Source organism: Bacillus sp. CR71, assembly GCF_003429245.1.
Lineage (GTDB): Bacteria > Bacillota > Bacilli > Bacillales > Bacillaceae_G > Bacillus_A > Bacillus_A thuringiensis_S.
Window position 1 is genome coordinate 4,307,520 of record NZ_CP031748.1, and the last position, 22,019, is coordinate 4,329,538.

Below are 22,019 nucleotides of genomic sequence, written 5' to 3' on the forward strand. Positions count from 1 at the left end.
CCATCCTTCCTATTCACTTGCAATAAGTTCTTCTCCGGCATCTAAACGAACCGAAACAAGTTTAGATACCCCTGATTCTTGCATTGTTACACCGTACAACACATCAGACTCTTCCATTGTACCTTTTCTATGTGTAATTACAATAAACTGCGTCTCATCACTAAATTTCTTTAAATACTGTGCAAAACGAGCTACATTCGCTTCATCAAGGGCGGCCTCTACCTCATCTAGTACACAGAACGGTACTGGGCGCACTTTTAAAATACCAAATAAAAGCGCAATTGCCGTTAAAGCACGCTCTCCACCTGAAAGTAAACCTAAGTTCTGCAATTTCTTCCCTGGCGGTTGTGCTACAATATCAATACCCGTATTTAGTAAATCCTCTGGATTAGTCATTACTAAATCCGCTCTTCCGCCTCCAAATAACTCAGAGAATACCGATTGAAACTCCATTCTAATGCCTTCAAACGTAGTAAAAAAGCGTTTTTTCATTTCTTCATCCATTTCGGTAATAAGCTGGTGCAATGTCGTTTTCGCTTCTTCTAGGTCGTCTCTCTGCTCTAGTAAAAATGTATGACGCTCCGCTACGCGTTCATATTCATCAATTGCCCCTAGGTTCACTGTACCTAACTCTTCTATGGATAATTTGATTAATTTTACTTTCTTACGCGCATCTTCTGCAGGCATTGTCATTGTATATTTTAGTTTTGCCGCTTCAAATGAAATCGTATATGTTTCACGTAAATGTTGTAATCTATTTTCCAACTCTACATCAAGTCGGTTTATTTTCACTTCTTGATCTTTCAACATTTCAATAATATATTTATGTTTACCTGTCGTTTCTTTCAAATTACGCTCTAAATGTTCTACTCTCTCTTGCAACGAGACACGTTGTTCGCGACGAGAGCGAATTAATTCTGAAGTTTGATTACGATCATACGCTTTCTTCTCAATCATATTCGTAATTTGCTCTTCACCACTTGAATTAGATGTCATTTCTTGTTTTAAGAAAGCTAAATCCTCTTTCGTTTTTACAAGTGTCGCATCCGTTTCTTCTTTTTCCTTCGTAAATCGTTCAACTTTTTCTTTTTGATTAGATAAGCGTTGTTGCTTTTCAGCTACCAGCACTTTTAACTCAGTCATTTCTTTTTGAACTTTTTCTTTTGAAGAATGTTGCTCACTTTTTTGTTTTGTTAAAGCTGCAATTTTACTATCTAACTCTGTGATATCAGCTTGAAGATTCGTTAAAATCCCTTCTAACGCCTCTTTACGCCCTTGTATTTTTACTCGATCTTGTAAAAAACCTTCAATCTCTAAATCATAAATAGACAAGCGGTCATTAATACGATGTTCTTCTAATTCTAAACGATTAATCTCTTCTCTTAATTTCTGCTCATCTACACGCTCTGCTTCTACAGTTTGCCTTAGTTCGCGTATTTTCACTTCTTTTTCTTGAATCTCTTGTTTTACTGCTTTAACAAAGTTTTCTAACTTCGTTGTTTTTTCTTCCATATCAGTTAACTTGCGAGTCCACTCTTCCAGTTCACGTTGGCGTCCTAATAAAGAAGATTTCGCTTGTTTTACCGCTCCACCAGTCATAGAACCGCCAGGATTCACTACGTCCCCTTCGATTGTTACAATGCGATAACGGTATTGCAGTTGTTTCGCCAACTCATTTGCTCCGCGTAAATCTTTCGCAACAATAACAGTACCTAATAAATTTGAAACTACATTTTCATATTTATTATTGTACTGCACAAGTTCTGCCGCCACACCTACAAACGATGGGTGTTGATTTACAATGCGTAATTGCTCAAATGATAACGACCTACTTTTAATAACAGCTTGCGGTAAAAACGTTGCACGCCCATGTTTATTTTGCTTTAAAAATGCAATTGCATTACGAGCATGTTCCTCTGTTTGTACAACAATGTGCTGCATCGCTGCACCTAGAGCGATTTCCATTGCAACTTCGTATTCTTTAGGTACCGTTAACAGTTCCGCAACAGCACCCTCGATACCTTGCAACCTATTTTCTCTAGCTTTCAATACTTCACGTACACCTTGATAGAAGCCAGAATAATCTTCTTGCATCTCTTCAAGCATTTCTTTTCGAGAACGTGCCTGTTGCACAAATTGATATGCTTGATACAGTTTTGTTTCATTTTCACTATACTGCGTCTTACATTTCCCGAGCGCCGCCTCTGTCTTCTGTATGTTTGAGAGGATGCCAGCTACTTTTTCTTTCACTTGTTCGTAATTTTCTACAAGTTTCGTCTTTTTCGCTGTAATTTCCATACGCATTTCTACATATTTCGCATTCTCTTCATCCAGCCGCTCGTTTTTAGACGTTTGCTGTTTAGATTGTTCTTCAATCATAGATAATTCATTGCGATGACTAGCTTGTTGATTTAAAAGTTCAATATAGTCACCTTTTAAATTCTCAATCTGTTCCTCTAAATTGTCAGCAAAAGTAGCAAGCAGTTGCTCATTATCATGCAATTTTTGCTCTAACTCTTTTACTTCATTCACAAATTGCATTAAAGCTTCTGTACTTGACGCAATTTCACCATCGTAACTTTTAGCTTTCTCTGTTAATTCAACAATTAACTGCTCAAGTTGCGCACAATGCGTCGTAGCATTTTGCTTTCTCTCTTTTAACAACTCGCGCTGTCCTTCTAGTTTTTCTAGCTCTTTACTAGAAAGAAGAAGTACTTCTTGCAACGAATCTACAGACTCATCTACCGCTTGTAATTGTCCTCGTAATTCCTCAAGCTCTTCTTCACTTTTTTGTAAATCCGTTGACATTTTAGCTTCTTCGTCTTTATTATGCCCAAACTGATTTCGAAGCGCTTCCCATTTCTCATGCAATTCTTCAATTTCATGTACAATAAGCGCAGCTTCTACTTTCTCTAATTCTTCTTTATTCTCAAGATAATCTTTCGCAATAGAAGCTTGTCTTTCTAAAGGTTCTACTTGACTACTTAATTCATGAATTATATCTTGTACACGATTTAAGTTTTCTTGTGTTTCTGCTAACTTCCCTTCAGCTTTCTTTTTGCGAAGTTTGTATTTCAGTACGCCTGCCGCTTCTTCAAATACACCTCGACGCTCTTCTGACTTACTACTTAAAATCTCTTCCACTTTCCCCTGGCTAATAATTGAAAAAGCTTCTCTTCCCATACCAGAGTCCATAAATAAATCGATAATATCTTTCAATCTACATGATTGTTTATTAATATAAAAATCACTATCACCTGAACGAGATACACGACGTGTTACACACACCTCATTGTATTCAATTGGTAAACGTTGATCTTCATTATTTAAAGTTATTGTTACTTCAGCAACATTAACCGCTCTCCTCGTATCACTGCCTGCAAAAATAATATCCTCCATCTTTGCACCACGTAATGATTTTGCAGATTGTTCACCAAGTACCCAGCGAATCGCATCAGTAATATTACTTTTCCCGCTTCCATTAGGGCCTACTACAGAAGTTACACCTGGGACAAAATCAACAGATACACGCTCAGCAAAAGACTTAAATCCTGCTATTTCTAATCTTTTTAAAAACACGAAAGGCCTTCCTCCTATTCTCCGTTGCTATAACTGTTATCTATACAAAAACGAGCTATCATACGGATTTCCCTTCCTTTTATTCACAAACAAAAAGAAAGTTTCATTCTATGCATAAGGAATCCCCCTCATTCAAAGGGGGATTCCTTATAGTTGTTCTTTTAATTTTTTCAATGCTTCTGCAGCAGCTTGTTGCTCTGCTTCTTTTTTCGACTTACCACTACCAAGACCTAAAGCTACGTTATTTAACGTAACACGTGACACAAATTCTCGATTGTGAGCTGGTCCTTTTTCTTGCAAAATTTGATACTCAACATTGCCACTACCATCACGCTGAATCAATTCTTGTAACTGACTCTTATAATCCATCACATGAGAAAAAGCACCCTCATTAATTTTCGGATATACAATTTCTTTTAAGAATTCCCAAACTGTTTCTAACCCTTGATCAAGATAAAGGGCACCAATAAACGCTTCAAAGACATCCGCTAATAAAGCCGGTCGTTCACGTCCACCTGTCATTTCTTCACCTTTTCCTAATAAAACAAGGCTACCAAATGACAATTCGTTCGCAAAACGAACAAGAGATGGCTCACATACAATAGCTGCACGTAGTTTTGTTAACTCTCCTTCGCTCATTGTCGGATATTTTTGAAACAGATACTGCGATACAGTAAGTTCCAATACTGCATCTCCAAGAAATTCAAGACGCTCGTTATCTTCATGCGGTTTTTTTCGATGCTCATTCACATACGATGAATGCGTAAATGCTTGAATCAATAATTTTTCATCTGTAAACGTAATACCTATCTTTTCTTGAAACACTTTAAATGCTTCACGATATTTTGTTTCGTATTTTTTTTCTCTATATTTTCGGTACGGCATAGGTCCCTCCAGATATAAGCCAGAAAGCCCCGCTAAAAAACGGGACTTCACTTAAGCATTATAGATGACTCTCTATGTAAGTCACAGCATCGCCAACAGTAGCAATCTTTTCAGCATCTTCATCAGAAATTTCCATTTCGAATTCATCTTCTAATTGCATTACAAGTTCTACTACATCTAGGGAGTCTGCTCCTAAATCTTCCTTGAAGCTTGCAGCTGGTACTACCTCAGTCTCTTCTACTCCTAAACGATCAACGATGATTTTTGTTACGCGCTCTAAAACATCTGCCATTCCATTCACCTCCCCTCAAATATTATATTAAATATTGACCAAAAAAACTAGGTGAAATCGATTCTTTTATTACATTACCATACCGCCATCAACATTTAACGTTTGACCTGTAACATATTTGCTTTGATCAGAAGCAAAAAACGTTACAGCATTCGCGATATCTTGCGCTTCACCAAATTGAGCAGCTGGAATAACTTTTAACATTTCTGCTTTAATATTCTCATCTAGTACATCTGTCATATCAGTCGCAATAAAGCCCGGCGCAATTGCATTCACTGTAATATTTCGACTTGCTAACTCTTTTGCAGATGTTTTTGTTAATCCAATAACACCCGCTTTAGCAGCAACATAATTAGCTTGCCCTGGGTTTCCTATAACACCAACAACCGAAGCGATATTTATAATTCTACCGTGACGTTGACGCATCATATAGCGAGATACTGCTTTTGTACATAAGAATACACCTTTTAAGTTTGTATTAATAACTGTATCCCATTCTTCTTCTTTCATACGCATTAATAAATTATCTTTTGTTACACCAGCATTATTTACAAGAATATCAACTTGTCCAAATGTATCTACTGTTTGTTTCACCATATTTGTAACATCATCAGCATTTGCAACATCTGCTCTTACCGCAATTGCATCAGAACCTAATTTCTTAATTTCATCTACTACTTCATTTGCTTTTTGTTCATTACCTGCATAATTCACTACTACATTTGCCCCTTGTTTCGCTAAATCGATCGCAATCGCGCGACCAATTCCACGTGAAGCGCCAGTTACTAATGCTACCTTCCCTTTTAACATCAGTTTTCTCCTCTCAAATTTGAAATGGTATCTTTTAATGTCTCTTCATCATATATCGCATATGCTTTCACTGATGAATCAATCGACTTCATAAGTCCAGCAAGTACTTTTCCAGGTCCAATTTCAATAAATATATCTACTCCCTGCTGCACCATACATTCAATAGACGGGTACCATAATACAGGCGAATAAAGCTGTTCGATTAACTTTTCTTGAATGTCAGCACCACGTGTAATAACATCCGCTGTAACATTTGCAATAACAGGAATATTCGTGTCATGAATTGTAATTTCATTTAAAACACTTTGGAACTTCTCAGCTGCCGGCTTCATAAGTGAAGAATGGAAAGGCCCACTTACTTTTAGTGGAATTGCTCTCTTTGCACCATTTTCTTTCGCTCTTTGAGAAGCAACCTCTACACCTTGCTTCGTTCCAGAAATCACAATTTGCTTCGTACTATTCATATTAGCGATTTGCACTGCATATCCTTCACTTGTTACTTCTTCTGTAACTTGTTTCAGCATATCTAGGTCAGCACCTAATATAGCTGCCATCGCACCTTCCCCGTCTGGAACAGCTTCTTCCATATATTCGCCACGTTTCCTTACAGCATATACAGCATCTTCAAAAGTTAATGCACCAGCTGCTACAAGAGCGCTATATTCACCTAAACTATGACCAGCGACAAAGTTAGGTGTAATGTCATACTCTTTCAAAGCTGTCAAAATAGCAAAACTCGTTGTTAATAATGCAGGCTGAGCATTTGTTGTTAATGTAAGCTTTTCCTGCGGTCCTTCAAAAATCACTTCTGAAAGTGAATCTTGTAACACCTCATCTGCTTTTGCAAACACTTTTGCAACCTCTTTATTATTCTCTGCTAATTGTTTACCCATTCCAACTGCCTGTGAACCTTGGCCCGGAAAAAGAAATGCTATTTTTCCCATTTCAAATCCTCCTCTTATTGGAGTGACTCTTTCTCCATTACGCTTGAAATTGTAGGAATTACTTCTTTCGCTACCATTTCTCTCGTTTGACGAATCGCACTAAATATCGACTGGTCATTAGAAGAACCGTGAGCCTTAATGACAGGTGCTTTCAATCCAAATAATGCAGCTCCCCCATACTCCGAATAATCCATTTTATCTTTTAATACCATAAGTTTTGGCTTTAATACCGCCGCTGCTAATTTGCTCGTAAACGAACTCATTAGTTGTTCTTTCAACATAGAGAATAGCGCAAGTGCTGTTCCTTCTAATGATTTCAACGCTACATTCCCTGTAAAACCATCACATACAACAACATCTGCTACACCTTGCAATAAATCTCTCGATTCAACGTTCCCAACGAAATTAATTGGCGCATCCTTAAGCATTGCAAATACTTGCTTTGAAAGCTCGTTTCCTTTTCCATCCTCTGTTCCAACGTTTAATAGTCCAACACGAGGATTTTCAATTCCTCTTACCTTCTCAGCATAAACAGATCCCATTACTGCATATTGATATAAATGAATTGGTTTTGCATCAACATTTGCTCCAACATCTAACATAACAAAACCTTTTCCATCTACAGTTGGCATTGTAGGCGATAAAGCTGGTCGCTCAATTCCTTCCATACGACCGACAACAAATAATCCAGCTGCCATTAAAGCTCCTGTGCTACCTGCGGATATACAAGCGTCTGCTTCTCCATCCTTTACTTGCTGTGCCGCAAGTACCATTGAAGCTTGTTTTTTTCGACGAACCGCTCTTACTGGTTCTTCCGTCGATTCTATTTTTTCGTCTGTATGAAGAATAGTAATTCGTTCATCACTCGTTAAGTATTGACGAATTTCCTCTTCTTTCCCTACTAACGTAATATGTAAATCAGAATATTCCTTAATAGCTTTCATTGCCCCTAATACTACAGCCTTCGGAGCGTGATCTCCGCCCATTGCATCTATTGCGATTTTCATAAGTTGTTACCTTCCTCACTATAATTACTAGATCGATACATTTCAAAAGTGCCTGTAAAAACAAGTTCTTCTCCAACGAAGCTACGCACTTTGACAACCGTCCGTCCCTTATCATTCTCTACGTCTTCAACACGCGCTTTTGCAACAACACGCTCTCCTAATTTTACAGGGCGAATATATCGAATGGTAGACTTTGCAGTTAAAGCTAATTCTTCATCAATAACCGCAACAGCTAGTGAGTTTGCTTGCGCAAACAGATGATGCCCACGGGCAATTTGATTTCTTTTAAATACATGTTCTACCTTTACTTCAAAGATAGAGATTGCATGTCTATCTAATTCAATATCAATAATTTCTCCGACAACCTCTTCTAACGGTAAAGATTTCACATCTTCTTCATGTTGCTTTGTAGCTACATGTTTAATTCTCTCTCTTAATTCAGGAATAGACAATTCCATACGATCCAGTCGTACTGTTTGTATACTCACTTGAAATTTTTCCGCTAAATCTTCATCCGTAATAAAAGGATTTGATTCGATTGTTTGTTGTAATAATTCTTGTCTTTCTTTTTTACTTCTTCTTTTCTTCATACCGCACCATCCATTTTTATGACTAGGTACTAACAGTAGTATATAATCATTGAAAGTAGAATGCAACAATTTTTTTGTTGACTCCCTTTAATCGAGCTTCTCTCCTTGGAACACACCTGTCCCATCAAGATACGTACGCAAGGCAGCGTATTGATCATTGTGCCAAAATGCTTCTGACTCTACTAGTATCGCCGCATCTTGCCTTGCTGTTTCTAACGCTCGATAATCGTGTACCATGTCAGCAACCTTAAATTCCGGTAAGCCACTTTGCTTACTCCCAAAGAAATCTCCAGGACCTCGTAATTCTAAATCTTTTTCTGACAATACAAATCCATCATTTGTTTCAGTCATTATGCGCATTCTTTCTTTTCCTGTTTCTGATTTAGGGTCTGCTATTAATAAACAATATGATTGTTCACTACCACGCCCGACACGCCCTCTAAGCTGATGAAGCTGCGATAAACCGAAACGTTCTGCATCATAAATAACCATCACAGTCGCATTCGGTACGTTCACACCAACCTCAACAACTGTTGTCGATACAAGAATTTGCACTTTATTTTCACTAAACTGTCCCATTATCTCTTCTTTTTCCTGAGACGATAATCTCCCATGCATCAATCCAACTTGGCATTTCCCTTGGTAATGATGCGTCAGCATACTATGTAAGTCGATAGCATTTTGCACATCAAGTTTCTCAGATTCTTCAATTAGAGGACAAATAACGTATGCCTGTCTTCCTTTTTTTATCTCCTTCTCAACAAAACCGAGGACGCGATCTAACATATCATGTTTTGCCCAGTATGTTTCAATCACCTTTCTCCCTGCTGGCATCTCATCGATTATTGAAACATCCATCTCTCCAAATGCAGTAATTGCAAGCGTACGCGGAATTGGTGTCGCTGTCATAAATAATACATCTGGACTTTCACCTTTCTCCCGTAAAACTCGGCGCTGCGCTACACCAAATCGATGCTGTTCATCCGTAATAACGAGACCCAACCTATGAAATATAACTTCATCTTGAATTAAAGCGTGCGTTCCAACAAGAATATCTATTTCTCCTTGTTCTAACTTCGCTAAAATGTCTCGTCGTCTCGCACCTTTAACAGAACTTGTTAGCAGTTCCACCTTCATACCAAAATGCGAAAACGTTTCAGCAAGCGACTGATAATGTTGCTCAGCTAAAATTTCTGTAGGAACCATTAAAGCACCTTGATAATGAGCTAATTTCGATGCATAAAGGCCAATCGCAGCAACAACTGTTTTCCCAGAACCAACGTCACCTTGTAATAGTCGGTTCATCCGATAAGGAGATGTCATATCTTTTAAAATTTCATCTACAACTCGGCGCTGCGCACCCGTTAACGGAAACGGCAGTGCATCGATAAATTCTTGTAATTCTACTGACGGAATCTCTTTCTTCGTCCCTTTTGAATTTTCCCTCTCCATTTTCCTCAGCGTTTGCATTTTCAGCTGAAATAAGAAAAATTCCTCATATACAAAACGGCGACGCGCTTGCTTTAAATCCTCCTGTCCTACCGGAAAATGCAAAGCCTTAAGTGCTTCATATCTTGGTAATAATTTATACCGGCCTAACAAACCATCCGGTAACACTTCGACTATAGAATCTCCATATTCCTTTAACGCTTGAGCAATAAAACGACGCATCTGTTTTACTGTAAGTTTCCCCTTTACTGAGTAAACTGGCTCCACTTCTTGTTGACGTACAACTGGCCCAAAATGAAGTTCTGATACAGCAATTGTTTGACGATGTTGATCCCATTTACCAGTAATCGTTACCGTTTCATCTAACGTTAATTTTTGCTTATAGTAAGGCCTATTAAAACATACCGCCGTAATTAAATAACGACCGACGAGAACACGAACTGTTAGACGAGATTTCTTCTTACCATAATATTGCAGCAAAGGAGCACTATGAACCTTCCCTTCAACCGTTACACGTTCATCATGCTTTACTTCAGCAAGATCTTTCATCGCATAATCTTCATAACGGTACGGAAAATGTTCTAATAGATGAGAAACTGTATAAATCCCCATCTCATGTAGTAACTCAGATGTTTCTCCTCCGATCCCCTTTACATCCGTAACAGGAACTTGTACAACATCATTCAAGATTCTCACACCCCGTCACATTATTTTCTTTATTGCATTTTATTTGAGTACCAATTAGCATCTGTAATCGCTCTCTTTCACCTTATATATTCTATCATAGGCATTCTAAGAGAAACTACTCAAATCCCTTATATAAAACAAGTAAAAAAGAGCCTCACTATTAGCAGCAAGGCTCTTTTCTCTCTTCGATATGCTAGCCTTTTGAATAAAAACTAGTAATAAACTTCATATTACTACTCCTTATCCATTAGCAAGTAAGTAATCCATTTATTTTCAAAACGAATCTTATCTTATTCTACAGAGAAGATGAAAGAATACACTGGTTGGTTTCCAGCATGCACTTCTACTTCTGCATCTTCAAATTTCTCTTCTACAAATTCAACTAACTCCGCTACTTCTTCGTCAGTTGCATCTTCACCTTGTAGAATCGTTACGATTTCAGAATCTTCATCAATAAGCGCTTCTAGTAATTGCTTCGCAGCTCCTACTTTTTCAGCATTTGTAGATACAATTTTTCCATCTGCAATACACATGAAGTCATCTTTTTGAATTGCTACACCATCAATTTCCGTATCACGTACAGCATACGTAATTTGACCTGTTTTCACATGAGATAAAGCTTCTTGCATGTTTTCTTCATTCTCTTCTAACGTTCCAACTGGGTTAAATGCTAACATTGCTGCCATACCTTGAGGAACTGTTTTCGAACGAACAACAATAACTTCTTGATCTACAACTGATGCCGCTTGTTCTGCTGCCATTACAATATTTCCGTTATTCGGTAAAATAATGATTTTTTCAGCATTTGCTTCTTCAATTGCCTTCACGATATCCTCCGTACTTGGATTCATCGTTTGACCACCTTCGATAACTTTCGTTGCGCCGATGCTCTCAAATAAAGTTTTAATACCAGACCCCATTGCCACAGTTACGATACCATATGGTTGTTTTTCTTTCGATTGAGCTGGTTGTTCAGGAACCATAGCAGGTTCATCTAATAAAGCAGTATGCTGTTCACGCATATTTTCTACTTTAATCTTAATTAAACTACCGTATTTTTGCCCGTAGTTCATAGCGTCTCCAGGATGTTCTGCGTGGATATGAACTTTTACAATTTCATCATCAGACACAACTAGTAGAGAATCACCATATACACTAATATCTTCACGGAATTTTTGTTCAGAGAAATTATGCTCTTTCACCTTTTCAGCCTCTAATTTCACCATGAACTCCGTACAATATCCATACTTAATATCTTCTGTACTCAATTGGCTTTGTACACTACGGTGATGTTCTGCGCGTACCATCTCATTCATAGATGTTTGCGTCGGTGCATCAGAAGAAATCGTTTCTCCTTTTAAGTCAGCTAAAAATCCTTCGTATACCACTACAAGACCTTTACCACCGCTATCTACAACGCCAACTTGTTTTAATACAGGTAATAAATCTGGCGTACGATTTAACGATGCGTTTGCTTCTTTCACAACGTCTTCCATAAACAAAACAAAGTCGCGCTGTTTTTTCGCAACTGTTACTGCATATTTACCCGTTTCTCTTGCAACCGTTAAAATCGTTCCTTCAATCGGTTTCATAACCGCTTTATAAGCCGCCTCTACTCCAGCTTCTAGTGCTGCAGCAAAATCAACTGTTGTTAATTCTTCTTTTTGTTCAATGGATTTAGAGAAACCACGGAACAACTGAGATAGAATAACTCCAGAGTTACCACGAGCTCCCATTAATAATCCTTTGGCTAAACTTACGCCGACTTTACCAGCATGCTGTGAAGGATTTGCTTTCACTTCACGCGCACCTGAAGTCATAGATAAGTTCATGTTTGTACCGGTATCGCCATCTGGAACTGGAAATACGTTTAATGCATCAACAAGCTGAACATTATTTGTTAAATTATTCGCTCCTTGCATGATCATTTGTGATAAACGTTTTCCATCAATTTTTTGAATTGACACAGATTTTCCTCCTTAATGCACATTACAAGTTTATTACTTTAACTCCTTGTACGTAGATGTTTACAGAATCTACTGCTAGTCCTACAGTTTGATCTAGTGTATATTTCACTTTCGTCTGCACATTATGTGCCACTTCTGAAATTTTCGTACCATAGCTCACAATAATATACATATCAATATGTACTTCATCTTCATCTTTACGAACAATAACACCTCTAGTGAAGTTTTCTTTTCGTAAAATGTCTGTTAATCCATCTTTTAACTGATTTTTTGATGCCATACCTACGATACCGTAGCAATCTACCGCGGCACCTCCAGCAATTGTTGCAATTACATCTGTACTAATATCAATTTGACCGTACTTCGTTTTAATTTCAATTGACATCTCGTTTCCCCCTTCATAAATGGTGAAAGTGAGCTAGACTACTTTAGTTACTATCATATAATCTTTTTAAAGAAAATTCCATCGTTCTTTCTTTTCACTCTCATATTTTATGTTTTAAATTACACTTTTTTATGATGAGCAAAATAGTCCATTGTTATTATACAACATGTACCACTATAATATGTCAAGCAATTTTTATGGATTTTAACTTTTCTTCATTGACATATAGTGTCAAGTAAATTTTCTTGATTTCTTTTTTCTACGGTGTTGCATTCTCTTTTTAGTTGTGTTAAATTATAGTAGTGTTTTTAGCATCGCATAAAAGACTAACATTGAAAAATTACGTATGGTAAGGTATCAAGGGAGGGAAATATAAATGGCTCGTGTTTGTGCTATTACTGGAAGAAAAGCTCGTTCTGGTAACTCTCGTTCTCACGCAATGAACGCTACAAAACGTAAGTGGGGCGCTAACCTTCAAAAAGTTCGCGTACGCATCGACGGAAAAGTTCAACGTGTTTACGTTTCTGCTAGAGCATTAAAATCTGGCAAAATCGAACGTGTTTAATAATAAAAAAAAGAGCCGATAGGCTCTTTTTTTACTATAACAATGGAAAAAGCACCGGTGATAGGTGCTTTTTTAATCTTTTTTGAAGGTATTTAACATTGCACGAACAATTCCACCAAGAAATTTAGGTAACTTAATTGTATAAAATCTCATGGTTTCCCTCCTAATCCCCATTACTCCACTTGGTCACTATATGATGTAAGGAGCAAAATTGTTTCTTCAATCAGTGCTTCTTATCAACATTAATATGCCAGAAGTAAATGAAAAAGTACCTTTTTCCTCAACGAGTTCGTTACTAATACAAAGTGTTGATCCCCACTCTATTGTTTTATTAGTAAGAGGGTACTTAAAACCAAACAATGTAATCCCTTCCACTATTTCAGTAACTGGTACAAAAGATACATAAGGAAAATTTTTATTTTCTTCAATTATATGTGTACCCACTTTTTTAACTGTTATTTCATTTTTATTGTCCACAATACACATTTCTATCTCTACTTCTAACCCTTTTAAAAGCATTTGTATATTTGCCAAACCGTGATCAAGTCTTCCACCGGTAGCACCAAAAATACGAATTAGTGCCGGCTTCTGTCCTAATGCCCAGTTGATTGCAATTTCTAAATCCGTTTGATCTTTTTCCCGCGGAACAATATGTAATTCGTTCGTTTGCTGTCCCATCCATACTAATTCTTCTTCAGTAACTGAATCGTAATCTCCAAACGCAACAGCCGGGGTAATCCCTTTCTTTAATAGACGGTATACTCCCCTATCAACCGCAGCCCACACTACTTCCTCATTCTCATATCGAGCAAAATCTGCGCAATATTCCGAAGGTCCTCCTGCCAAAATATGAATAATCATTTTTTCTTCCCCTTCCATTGTAAAAAGGCAATCTGCCATTCGGTAGATTGCCTTTTTACATATTTTTACCCTATCCTATGAATACCTTACTAGGATAAAAGTTCATCACTACCCACGAATTACGCGAATTGCTTCACCGCGGTCTTTTTGATTGTATACTGCTGATCCAGCTACAAGTACATTTGCTCCTGCTTCCACACAAAGTCTTGCTGTTTCAGCATTTACACCACCATCAACTTCAATTTCTACTTCTAGATTGCGCTCTTTCACCATGTCTGCAACTTGTTTAATTTTCGGTAATACAGAATGGATAAACTTCTGTCCACCAAATCCAGGGTTTACTGTCATAAGTAATACCATATCTATATCTTCTAATACATGCTCAATCACTGAAACTGGCGTATGTGGATTTAATACAACGCCCGCTTTAATACCGTGAGATTTAATTAACTGAATTGTACGATGCAGATGTGGACACGCCTCTGCGTGAACAGTAATAATATCCGCTCCCGCTTGTGCGAAAGTCGGGATATAGTTATCAGGATTTTCAATCATTAAATGTACATCTAATGGTAATGATGTAATTGGACGGATAGCTTCTACAATTAATGGTCCAATCGTAATATTTGGTACGAAATGTCCATCCATTACGTCAACGTGAATGTAATCCGCTCCGCCCTTTTCTACATCTTTAATCTCTTCCCCTAATTTTGAAAAATCTGCTGATAAAATCGATGGTGCAATTTTAATCATAACTAATACCTCGGCTTTCTCTCTCTAATTTCTTCTACGAATTGTTTATAGTTCTTATAGCGATATTCTGTAATCTTCCCTTCTTCAACCGCAGCTTTCACAGCACATTTCGGTTCAGAAAGATGTGTACACCCTCTAAATTTACAGTATTGGCTCGCTTCTTTCAACTCTGGAAAACAATATGTAAGATCTTCTACTTCTATATCAATGAAATCTAGTGAACTAAAACCCGGTGTATCTGCTACTAGTCCACTCCCAATTGCAATTAATTCTACGTGTCTTGTCGTATGCTTCCCGCGTCCTAAATGGGAGGAAATATCATTTGTTTTCAGCTCTAATTCTGGACGTAGCACATTAAGCATTGAAGATTTCCCAACACCAGATTGACCCGCAACAACAGAAACACAATTTTCTAAGTATGGTTTTAATATATCAATACTTTCTGACGTATTAATAGAAGTAAATAAAACATCATAACCCATCTCACGATAATCATTCGCATAAGCTTCAACAGTTGCTTTCATCTTTTCATCTACTAAATCCATCTTGCTAATACAAATAATTGGCTTAATGTTATGATATTCAATCAGCACTAAAAATCGATCTAACAGTCCAGGATTAAAATCTGGTTCTACTGCAGAGAACACAAGGATCGCTTGATCGACATTAGCAATAGGAGGTCTAACAAGTTCATTTTTTCGATCAAACACTTCAAGCACATAACCTTCAGTTGGATTATCTGCCTGAAAAACAACTTGGTCTCCTACAAGTGGTGTAATTTTATTTTTTCTAAATACACCTCGCCCACGACATTGCGTAACCCCTTCTTCATGCTGCACGTAATAAAACCCACTTAAAGCTTTTATAATTTTTCCTTCTGGCATAGAATTCTCCTTTTTTTGTATAAGGTGATGCTGAATTTAAAAATGAATGGATTTAAATTTTCCAAATAACGATTTCAAAACCTACCATATATACTTTCGCTAATATACATTAAATCTTCCATTAAATGCAAAAAAATATTTACAGCTGCATCACTTTACTAGCTTTTTGAATCATATATTTTTGCCTGCTATACCGTCCACTTTGTAGACAGCATAACAGGCAATAATAATAAGTAGACTTTCACTATTATTGAGTTGGATATGGTACTTCTTTATCAATAATCGTTACTCCATCTCGTACAATTTTATAGTGTCCCTTTGAACCTTCTTGAATTACAAATTCTAAAGAAATAGTCGCTGATTCAGTAATTGTTCTCGTTTCAACCGGTCTATCCATTTTTTGCTGCATGTCTTCTTTATAAATTTCTATTGTTTGCGGCTTTTTTTCACCTGTTACAGCAGGCTCATATGGGATAGAGATATTGTCCACTTTTACCGTTTTAGTCACTTTAGGCTTTTGACCATCAGAGATAATAATAGTTACTTTATCTCCCTCTTTTAATGGTGTACCTGGTTTTGGAAATTGCGAAATTACAAGTCCTTTTTCGACTGAATCTGAGTACTCTCGTTTTATATCTGACGTTAGTTTTCTCTCATTCAAATAACCAGTTACACTATTTTCAGTCCACCCCGAAAAGTCACCTGGTCTAATTTGATAAGGACCTTTACTTACCCAGATTTTCAGTTCTTGCTCCGCTTCTATAACCATTTGATCAGGCGTCGGAATTTGCTCTACAATTTCACCTTTCGGCTTATCATTTTCAATATAATTTACTGTAACTTGTTTATATTTTTCTTCTAACTCAGCTTTTACACTCTCAAAGTTTTGCCCTGTGAAATTCGCCATCTTACTTTTCTTTTTTCCACCTGATTGATAGATAGTAATTTTAGCGTTTTCTTTTACGACTCTTCCTGCTACAGGTTCCGTTTTTATTACATCCCCAACTTCAACATCATCTGTATATACAATATTAGGCTCCGTCACCTCAAAGCCCTTTTCTACTAACGTATTTACAGCTGTCGTGTATTTCATACCAGCCACATCAGGCACTTTCACATCTTTCGGAATAAATAATCCTGGAATAACCGTAAGCGCTAATGTTATTCCTATTGCTAAAAATAAAAATGTTGAAATTAAAACTTTAAGCCACTTGTTACTCCGTTTTTTCTTCTTATCTAACTCCGCTGCTTCTGCTCTTATCGGTTCTTCCACCTTACTCCCTTTTAAAACAATCGTTTCATCACTTACATTTTCAAATAATTGTTCTTGTTGAATAATCGGAATCGCTTTCGTCGCTTCCATATCTTCTGGTATGTAAAATGGTTGCTCATTTATCCTCTCTGGATATAGCGCAGTTTCAATATCTCGCTTCATCGCATTGGCAGATTGATATCGATGGAAAGGATCTTTTGCAGTTGCCTTTAATATAATATTTTCAACACTTTGCGGAATATTTTCATTCCATCTTTTTGGTGATGGGATTTCACTTTGTAAATGTTTTAAAGCTATAGCAACAGCAGATTCGCCAGAAAACGGTTGTCTTCCTGTTAACAATTCAAACATAACTATTCCAAGAGAATAAATATCCGATTGTTTATTTGCTATCCCGCCACGTGCCTGTTCTGGTGATAAATAATGGACTGAACCCAGTACTGAATTTGTATGTGTAATTGTTGTTGCACTTGTAGCTGTCGCAATTCCAAAATCTGTTACTTTTATTATTCCATCAGCTCGAATTAAAATATTGTGCGGCTTTATATCACGATGCACAATTTCAAAATGATGGGCGTGTGCCATGGCGGATGTTAACTGCTCCATAATATCAAGAGCTTCTCCTATAGGTAACATACCTCGCTCAATTATGTATTGCTTCAATGTTTGCCCGGGTACATATTCCATGACAAGATAATATATACCATCTTCTTCTCCGACATCATACATATTCACAATATTTGGATGCGACAACGTTGTAACAGACTGCGCTTCTCGATGGAAACGTTTAATAAACTCTTCGTTATTTGAGTAGTCGAGTCTTAATATTTTTACCGCTACATCTCGGCCAAGTATATCATCATGAGCTAAATATACATTGGCCATTCCGCCACCACCAATCATTTTCAGTAGCTTATAACGGTCATTTAAGCGTTTTCCAATCAGCACGTTGCACTTCACCTACTTTCGTTTGTCGAACCCGCATAATCAATAAGAACAAGTGTGATATTATCTTCTCCACCGCGATCATTCGCCAATTGAATGAGACGCTGCCCTTTACCTTCAAGCTGTTCATTTAACTGTAAAATTTGTTGCATATCATCAATAGAAACTTTGTTTGATAACCCATCAGAGCAAAGAAGTAATTGATCATCTTCCTCAAGCACCAACGTTTTAACATCTAATCCAACTTTTTCTTCTGTTCCTAGCGCTCTTAATAACACATTCTTTTTCGGATGATACTCTGCATCTTCCTTTGAAATTTCACCATGTCTCACAAGCTCATTTACAAGCGAATGATCTTCCGTTACAAGCGTCATTTCTCCTTCTGATACCATATAGCAACGACTATCTCCTATATGCCCTATCGTCACAAAACTTGTTGTACAAACAGCTATTATAAGCGTTGTTCCCATACCATTACATTCTACATTTTGCTGAGCGTATTCATATATACGCTCATTAATAATCCCAACACTAGTATGTAACCATTGTTCTACTTTTTTCGGTTCATTCATATTATGCGTTTGCTTCCAATAATCATGGAATAATTGAATGGCCATCGAGCTAGCTACATCACCAGCTCGATGACCTCCCATTCCATCTGCTACTACCGCTAAAACATTTCCATCTAAATTGTGAAAAACTCCTGCACTATCTTCATTATGTTGACGAACTTTTCCTTTATCCGATAGAAATACGGCTTTCATCTCGTCACCTCGTCTCTTCTTTGCGCTCCTTCGCACGCAACTGACCGCAGGCTGCGTCAATATCATGACCTTGTTCACGGCGAATCGTTACATTCACTCCACGATCTTTTAACGTTTTCTCGAACAAGAAAATTTGCTCACGTGGTGTACGTACATAATCACGTTCAGGTACGTAGTTTACCGGGATTAAGTTTACATGACATTTTACACCTTTTAAGAGCGCAGCAAGCTCTTCAGCGTGCTCAACTTGGTCATTTTCTCCTCCAAATAATCCATATTCAAAAGTAATACGGCGCCCTGTTCTATTTACATAGTATTTAATAGCTTCCATTAAATCCGGTAATTTATAAGCACGGTTAATCGGCATTAATTTTGAACGTAATTCTGAGTTTGGAGCATGCAATGAAATCGCAAAATTAATTTGTAGTTCTTCTTCAGCAAACTTATAAATTTTCGGGATAATTCCACTCGTCGAAACAGTCATATGTCTAGCACCAATATGAAGTCCTTTTTCATGGTTAGTGATGCGTAAGAATCCCATTAAATTATCGTAATTATCAAATGGTTCTCCAATTCCCATAACAACAAGAGAACTTACACGTTCTTCTGTTTCATCAAGCGCACGCTGAACTTCTACTACTTGCGCTACGATTTCTCCAGCTTCTAGGTTTCGTTTTAGTCCACCAAGCGTCGAAGCACAGAACGTACATCCAATACGACAACCAACTTGCGTTGTTACACAAATGGAATTTCCATATTCATGTCGCATTAATACCGTTTCAATAGAATACCCGTCATATAATTGGAATAAGAATTTAATCGTTCCATCCGAAGACGTTTGTTTTACTAACGTGTTTAAAGTAGTAATATCAAAGGAATTCGACAATTTATCACGCAATCCTTTAGAAAGGTTTGACATATCCTCATAATTTTTTACACGTTTTTTATATAGCCAGTCAAAAATTTGTCCAGCGCGGAACTTCGGTTCTCCTTGTTCCTTTAACCAATCTTGCATTTCATGAATTTGTAAAGAGTAAATTGATGGTTTCTTCGTTTCTACATTTTTCTTTTGTTTTCTTACAGTCGTTTCCATGATGCTACACCTTCTTCCTTAAACAAGCAATATAAAAGCCATCCGTTGCAAAATAATGCGGTAAAATTTGTACTTGACCTTCATTAATATACGGACTTAATTTTTCTGGCATACGTTCTTTTATCGTAGTATCCCATTCAAATTCAGGATGTTCTTTTAAAAATTTATCTATTACTTGTTCATTTTCTATTTTCTCAATTGTGCACGTACTATAAACAAGACGACCGCCTTGTTTTAATAACGGTGCTATTTTTTCTAGTATCGCAAGTTGAATCGTCGATAATCTTTCACTATCGCCTTTATCTTTTCCTAACTTAATATCAGGCTTACGTCTAATTACACCAAATCCAGAACACGGTGCATCTACCAATATTTTATCAAACGTTTCATTTGAAAAGTGCTCTTGCACTTTTCTAGCATCTAGCGCTTTTGTTTCGACATTTTCTAACCCAAGTCGCTCTGCTTGCTGTTTAATTAAACGTACTTTGTGTGCATGTAAATCAAGAGACATTACTTTACCAGTTCCCTTTAAACGCTCAGCTATATGCGTAGTTTTACCACCAGGAGCCGCACAACTATCAAGAACTGTCTCTCCCTCATTTGGTTCTAAAGCGCGTGCTACAAGCATAGAACTTTCATCTTGAATAGAAAGAAATCCTTTTTTAAACGCTTCTGTATGCGCTACATTTCCTCTTTCAATCTGAATTGCATCATCTGACAAGTCACCACGTTTTGCTTCTATACCTTCACTTGCCAACAACTCAATCGCTTCTTCTACCGTTACCTTATCAACATTCACACGCGCTGTAGGTACAGGAGGTAACATATTTACTTCGCACATTTTCTCTGCAGTTTCTAAGCCATATGCAGAAGTCCACTCTTGTACAAGCCAAACTGGATGACTCATCGCAATTGCAAGCCGTTCTACTGGATCCTTGATTTCATCTACAGAAGGTACACCTTCTCTCTGAATCGAACGTAATACACCGTTCACCATACCAGCAATTCCTTTATGCCCGCGACGCTTTGCAATCTCAACCGCTTCATGAATAGCCGCTCTTTCTGGCACTCGGTCTAAATAAATCATTTGATATAAAGATAAGCGAAGCAATACTCTTACCCACGCCTCAACCTTCTTTTTTAAAAAAGGCTGTAAATAATAATCTAATGTGTCACGACGTTGAATCGTTCCATATACAATTTCAGTTAATAAACCAATATCTTTTCTATCAATTGCACTTTTTTCAATTAAATTATTTAAAAGTAAGTTGCTATATGCACCACTTTTTTCCACTTGAATTAAACCATCAAGAGCTAATTCACGAACATTTTGTCTCATGCATTTTCTCCTAACTTCGTTCCAATTTCAGGTTTTGTTCCACGTAAAAATTGTGAACAACTCATACGCTTTTTACCAGAAGGTTGCAATTCAGTAATTTTAACACCTGTTTCATTACTAGTTGCTACTACAAAACCATCTTCTTCGATCGCAACAATCGTACCTGCTTCAGCCGGTTCAGTTACAGGCACTTTTTCTCCCCACCATACTTTAACAACTTGTCCTGCTAAAGTTGTATAAGCAACTGGCCATGGATTCAATCCGCGAATGTGATTGTATACTTCTTCACCTGTTTTTGTCCAATCAATTTTCTCTTGCTCACGTTTTATATTGTACGCAAACGTTACTTCTTCTTCGTTTTGTTTAATCGGTTCTAACTTACCTTGAATTAATAAAGGTACTGTTTTAGATAGAAGATGTGCTCCTGCTTCACTTAATTTATCAAATAATGAGCCTGTCGTTTCACGCTCTTCAATTTCCACTTCCACTTGCGTTAAGATATCACCAGCATCCAATTTTTCTACCATATACATAATTGTAATACCTGTTTTTTCTTTACCTTCCATAATTGCATAATGAATTGGTGCACCACCACGAAGTTCAGGAAGTAAAGAAGCGTGGACATTAATACATCCATACTTCGGTGCTTCTAAAATTTCATTTGGTACAATCTGACCAAATGCAGCTGTTACAATTAAATCTGGCTCTAATGCCAATACTTTTTCATATTCATCTTTTTCACGAATTTTTAACGGCTGTAACACAGGGATACCATGTTTTTCCGCTTCAACTTTAACAGGTGTAGGTGTTAATACTTTTTTTCTACCTACTGGACGATCAGGTTGCGTCACAACACCTACTACCTCATAGCCATCTTCAATAAGACGACGAAGCACCGGCACTGAAAAGTCCGGTGTTCCCATAAACACTACTTTTATCATTTAAAA

20 protein-coding genes are annotated in these 22,019 nt (G+C 37.2%); 1 reads left to right on the plus strand and 19 read right to left on the minus strand.

Annotated elements, in window-relative coordinates:
• Nucleotides 1-9 precede the first annotated feature (9 nt).
• The 10 genes from smc to DOS87_RS21500 form a co-directional block, all read right to left on the minus strand.
• A complete protein-coding gene (gene smc, locus DOS87_RS21455; protein WP_000478965.1) occupies nt 10-3,579 on the minus strand; it encodes a chromosome segregation protein SMC in 3,570 nt (1,189 codons plus the stop codon).
• Nucleotides 3,580-3,726: 147 nt separating this feature from the next.
• On the minus strand, nt 3,727-4,464 hold the full coding sequence (gene rncS / locus DOS87_RS21460) for a ribonuclease III (RefSeq protein ID WP_001146875.1): 738 nt from the start codon (nt 4,462-4,464) through the stop codon (nt 3,727-3,729).
• 58 nt (nt 4,465-4,522) lie between these two features.
• Entirely contained in the window at nt 4,523-4,756 is a 234-nt protein-coding gene (gene acpP, locus DOS87_RS21465) for an acyl carrier protein (protein ID WP_000786062.1), read from the minus strand.
• 69 nt (nt 4,757-4,825) lie between these two features.
• Nucleotides 4,826-5,566: a 3-oxoacyl-[acyl-carrier-protein] reductase gene (fabG, locus tag DOS87_RS21470; RefSeq protein ID WP_000911774.1), complete on the minus strand. Its 741-nt coding sequence runs from the start codon at nt 5,564-5,566 to the stop codon at nt 4,826-4,828.
• Nucleotides 5,566-6,510, minus strand: a complete 945-nt coding sequence (gene fabD, locus DOS87_RS21475; RefSeq protein WP_000515907.1) for an ACP S-malonyltransferase — start codon at nt 6,508-6,510, stop codon at nt 5,566-5,568. The genes fabG and fabD overlap by 1 nt, the downstream gene beginning before the upstream one ends.
• 14 nt (nt 6,511-6,524) lie before the next feature.
• On the minus strand, nt 6,525-7,517 hold the full coding sequence (plsX, locus tag DOS87_RS21480; RefSeq protein WP_000684100.1) for a phosphate acyltransferase PlsX: 993 nt from the start codon (nt 7,515-7,517) through the stop codon (nt 6,525-6,527).
• Complete coding sequence (fapR, locus tag DOS87_RS21485) at nt 7,514-8,107, minus strand: transcription factor FapR (protein ID WP_000747349.1); 594 nt, start codon at nt 8,105-8,107, stop codon at nt 7,514-7,516. The genes plsX and fapR overlap by 4 nt, the downstream gene beginning before the upstream one ends.
• Nucleotides 8,108-8,194: 87 nt before the next feature.
• Nucleotides 8,195-10,243 carry an ATP-dependent DNA helicase RecG gene (gene recG, locus DOS87_RS21490; protein WP_001000822.1) on the minus strand — a complete coding sequence of 683 codons (2,049 nt, stop codon included), beginning with the start codon at nt 10,241-10,243 and terminating at the stop codon, nt 8,195-8,197.
• A gap of 290 nt (nt 10,244-10,533) precedes the next feature.
• Nucleotides 10,534-12,210 carry a DAK2 domain-containing protein gene (locus tag DOS87_RS21495; RefSeq protein WP_000027131.1) on the minus strand — a complete coding sequence of 559 codons (1,677 nt, stop codon included), beginning with the start codon at nt 12,208-12,210 and terminating at the stop codon, nt 10,534-10,536.
• A 22-nt stretch (nt 12,211-12,232) separates the two neighbouring features.
• Nucleotides 12,233-12,595, minus strand: a complete 363-nt coding sequence (locus DOS87_RS21500; RefSeq protein ID WP_000021109.1) for an Asp23/Gls24 family envelope stress response protein — start codon at nt 12,593-12,595, stop codon at nt 12,233-12,235.
• Nucleotides 12,596-12,971: 376 nt separating this feature from the next.
• Here DOS87_RS21500 and rpmB point away from each other — a divergent pair, with 376 nt between their 5' ends.
• Entirely contained in the window at nt 12,972-13,160 is a 189-nt protein-coding gene (gene rpmB / locus DOS87_RS21505) for a 50S ribosomal protein L28 (RefSeq protein ID WP_000124776.1), read from the plus strand.
• Nucleotides 13,161-13,232: 72 nt separating this feature from the next.
• Here the strand turns inward: rpmB and spoVM are convergent, their stop codons facing one another.
• The 9 genes from spoVM to fmt all read right to left on the minus strand — a co-directional run bounded on the left by spoVM (nt 13,233) and on the right by fmt (nt 22,013).
• Complete coding sequence (gene spoVM, locus DOS87_RS21510; RefSeq protein ID WP_001213599.1) at nt 13,233-13,313, minus strand: stage V sporulation protein SpoVM; 81 nt, start codon at nt 13,311-13,313, stop codon at nt 13,233-13,235.
• A gap of 66 nt (nt 13,314-13,379) precedes the next feature.
• Nucleotides 13,380-14,060: a thiamine diphosphokinase gene (locus tag DOS87_RS21515; RefSeq protein WP_000752665.1), complete on the minus strand. Its 681-nt coding sequence runs from the start codon at nt 14,058-14,060 to the stop codon at nt 13,380-13,382.
• A 69-nt stretch (nt 14,061-14,129) separates the two neighbouring features.
• Nucleotides 14,130-14,774, minus strand: coding sequence for a ribulose-phosphate 3-epimerase (rpe, locus tag DOS87_RS21520; RefSeq protein ID WP_000589970.1), 645 nt, complete (start codon nt 14,772-14,774; stop codon nt 14,130-14,132).
• A 2-nt stretch (nt 14,775-14,776) separates the two neighbouring features.
• On the minus strand, nt 14,777-15,658 hold the full coding sequence (gene rsgA / locus DOS87_RS21525) for a ribosome small subunit-dependent GTPase A (RefSeq protein WP_001113932.1): 882 nt from the start codon (nt 15,656-15,658) through the stop codon (nt 14,777-14,779).
• Between the two features lie 247 nt (nt 15,659-15,905).
• Entirely contained in the window at nt 15,906-17,879 is a 1,974-nt protein-coding gene (gene pknB / locus DOS87_RS21530; RefSeq protein ID WP_000904750.1) for a Stk1 family PASTA domain-containing Ser/Thr kinase, read from the minus strand.
• Nucleotides 17,880-17,887: 8 nt separating this feature from the next.
• Entirely contained in the window at nt 17,888-18,640 is a 753-nt protein-coding gene (locus DOS87_RS21535; RefSeq protein WP_000648709.1) for a Stp1/IreP family PP2C-type Ser/Thr phosphatase, read from the minus strand.
• A gap of 4 nt (nt 18,641-18,644) precedes the next feature.
• Entirely contained in the window at nt 18,645-19,733 is a 1,089-nt protein-coding gene (rlmN, locus tag DOS87_RS21540) for a dual-specificity RNA methyltransferase RlmN (protein ID WP_000450548.1), read from the minus strand.
• 4 nt (nt 19,734-19,737) lie between these two features.
• Nucleotides 19,738-21,072 (minus strand): 16S rRNA (cytosine(967)-C(5))-methyltransferase RsmB, encoded by a 1,335-nt coding sequence (rsmB, locus tag DOS87_RS21545; RefSeq protein ID WP_001249661.1) that lies wholly within the window; start codon nt 21,070-21,072, stop codon nt 19,738-19,740.
• Nucleotides 21,069-22,013: a methionyl-tRNA formyltransferase gene (fmt, locus tag DOS87_RS21550; RefSeq protein ID WP_000598805.1), complete on the minus strand. Its 945-nt coding sequence runs from the start codon at nt 22,011-22,013 to the stop codon at nt 21,069-21,071. The genes rsmB and fmt overlap by 4 nt, the downstream gene beginning before the upstream one ends.
• Nucleotides 22,014-22,019 lie beyond the last annotated feature (6 nt).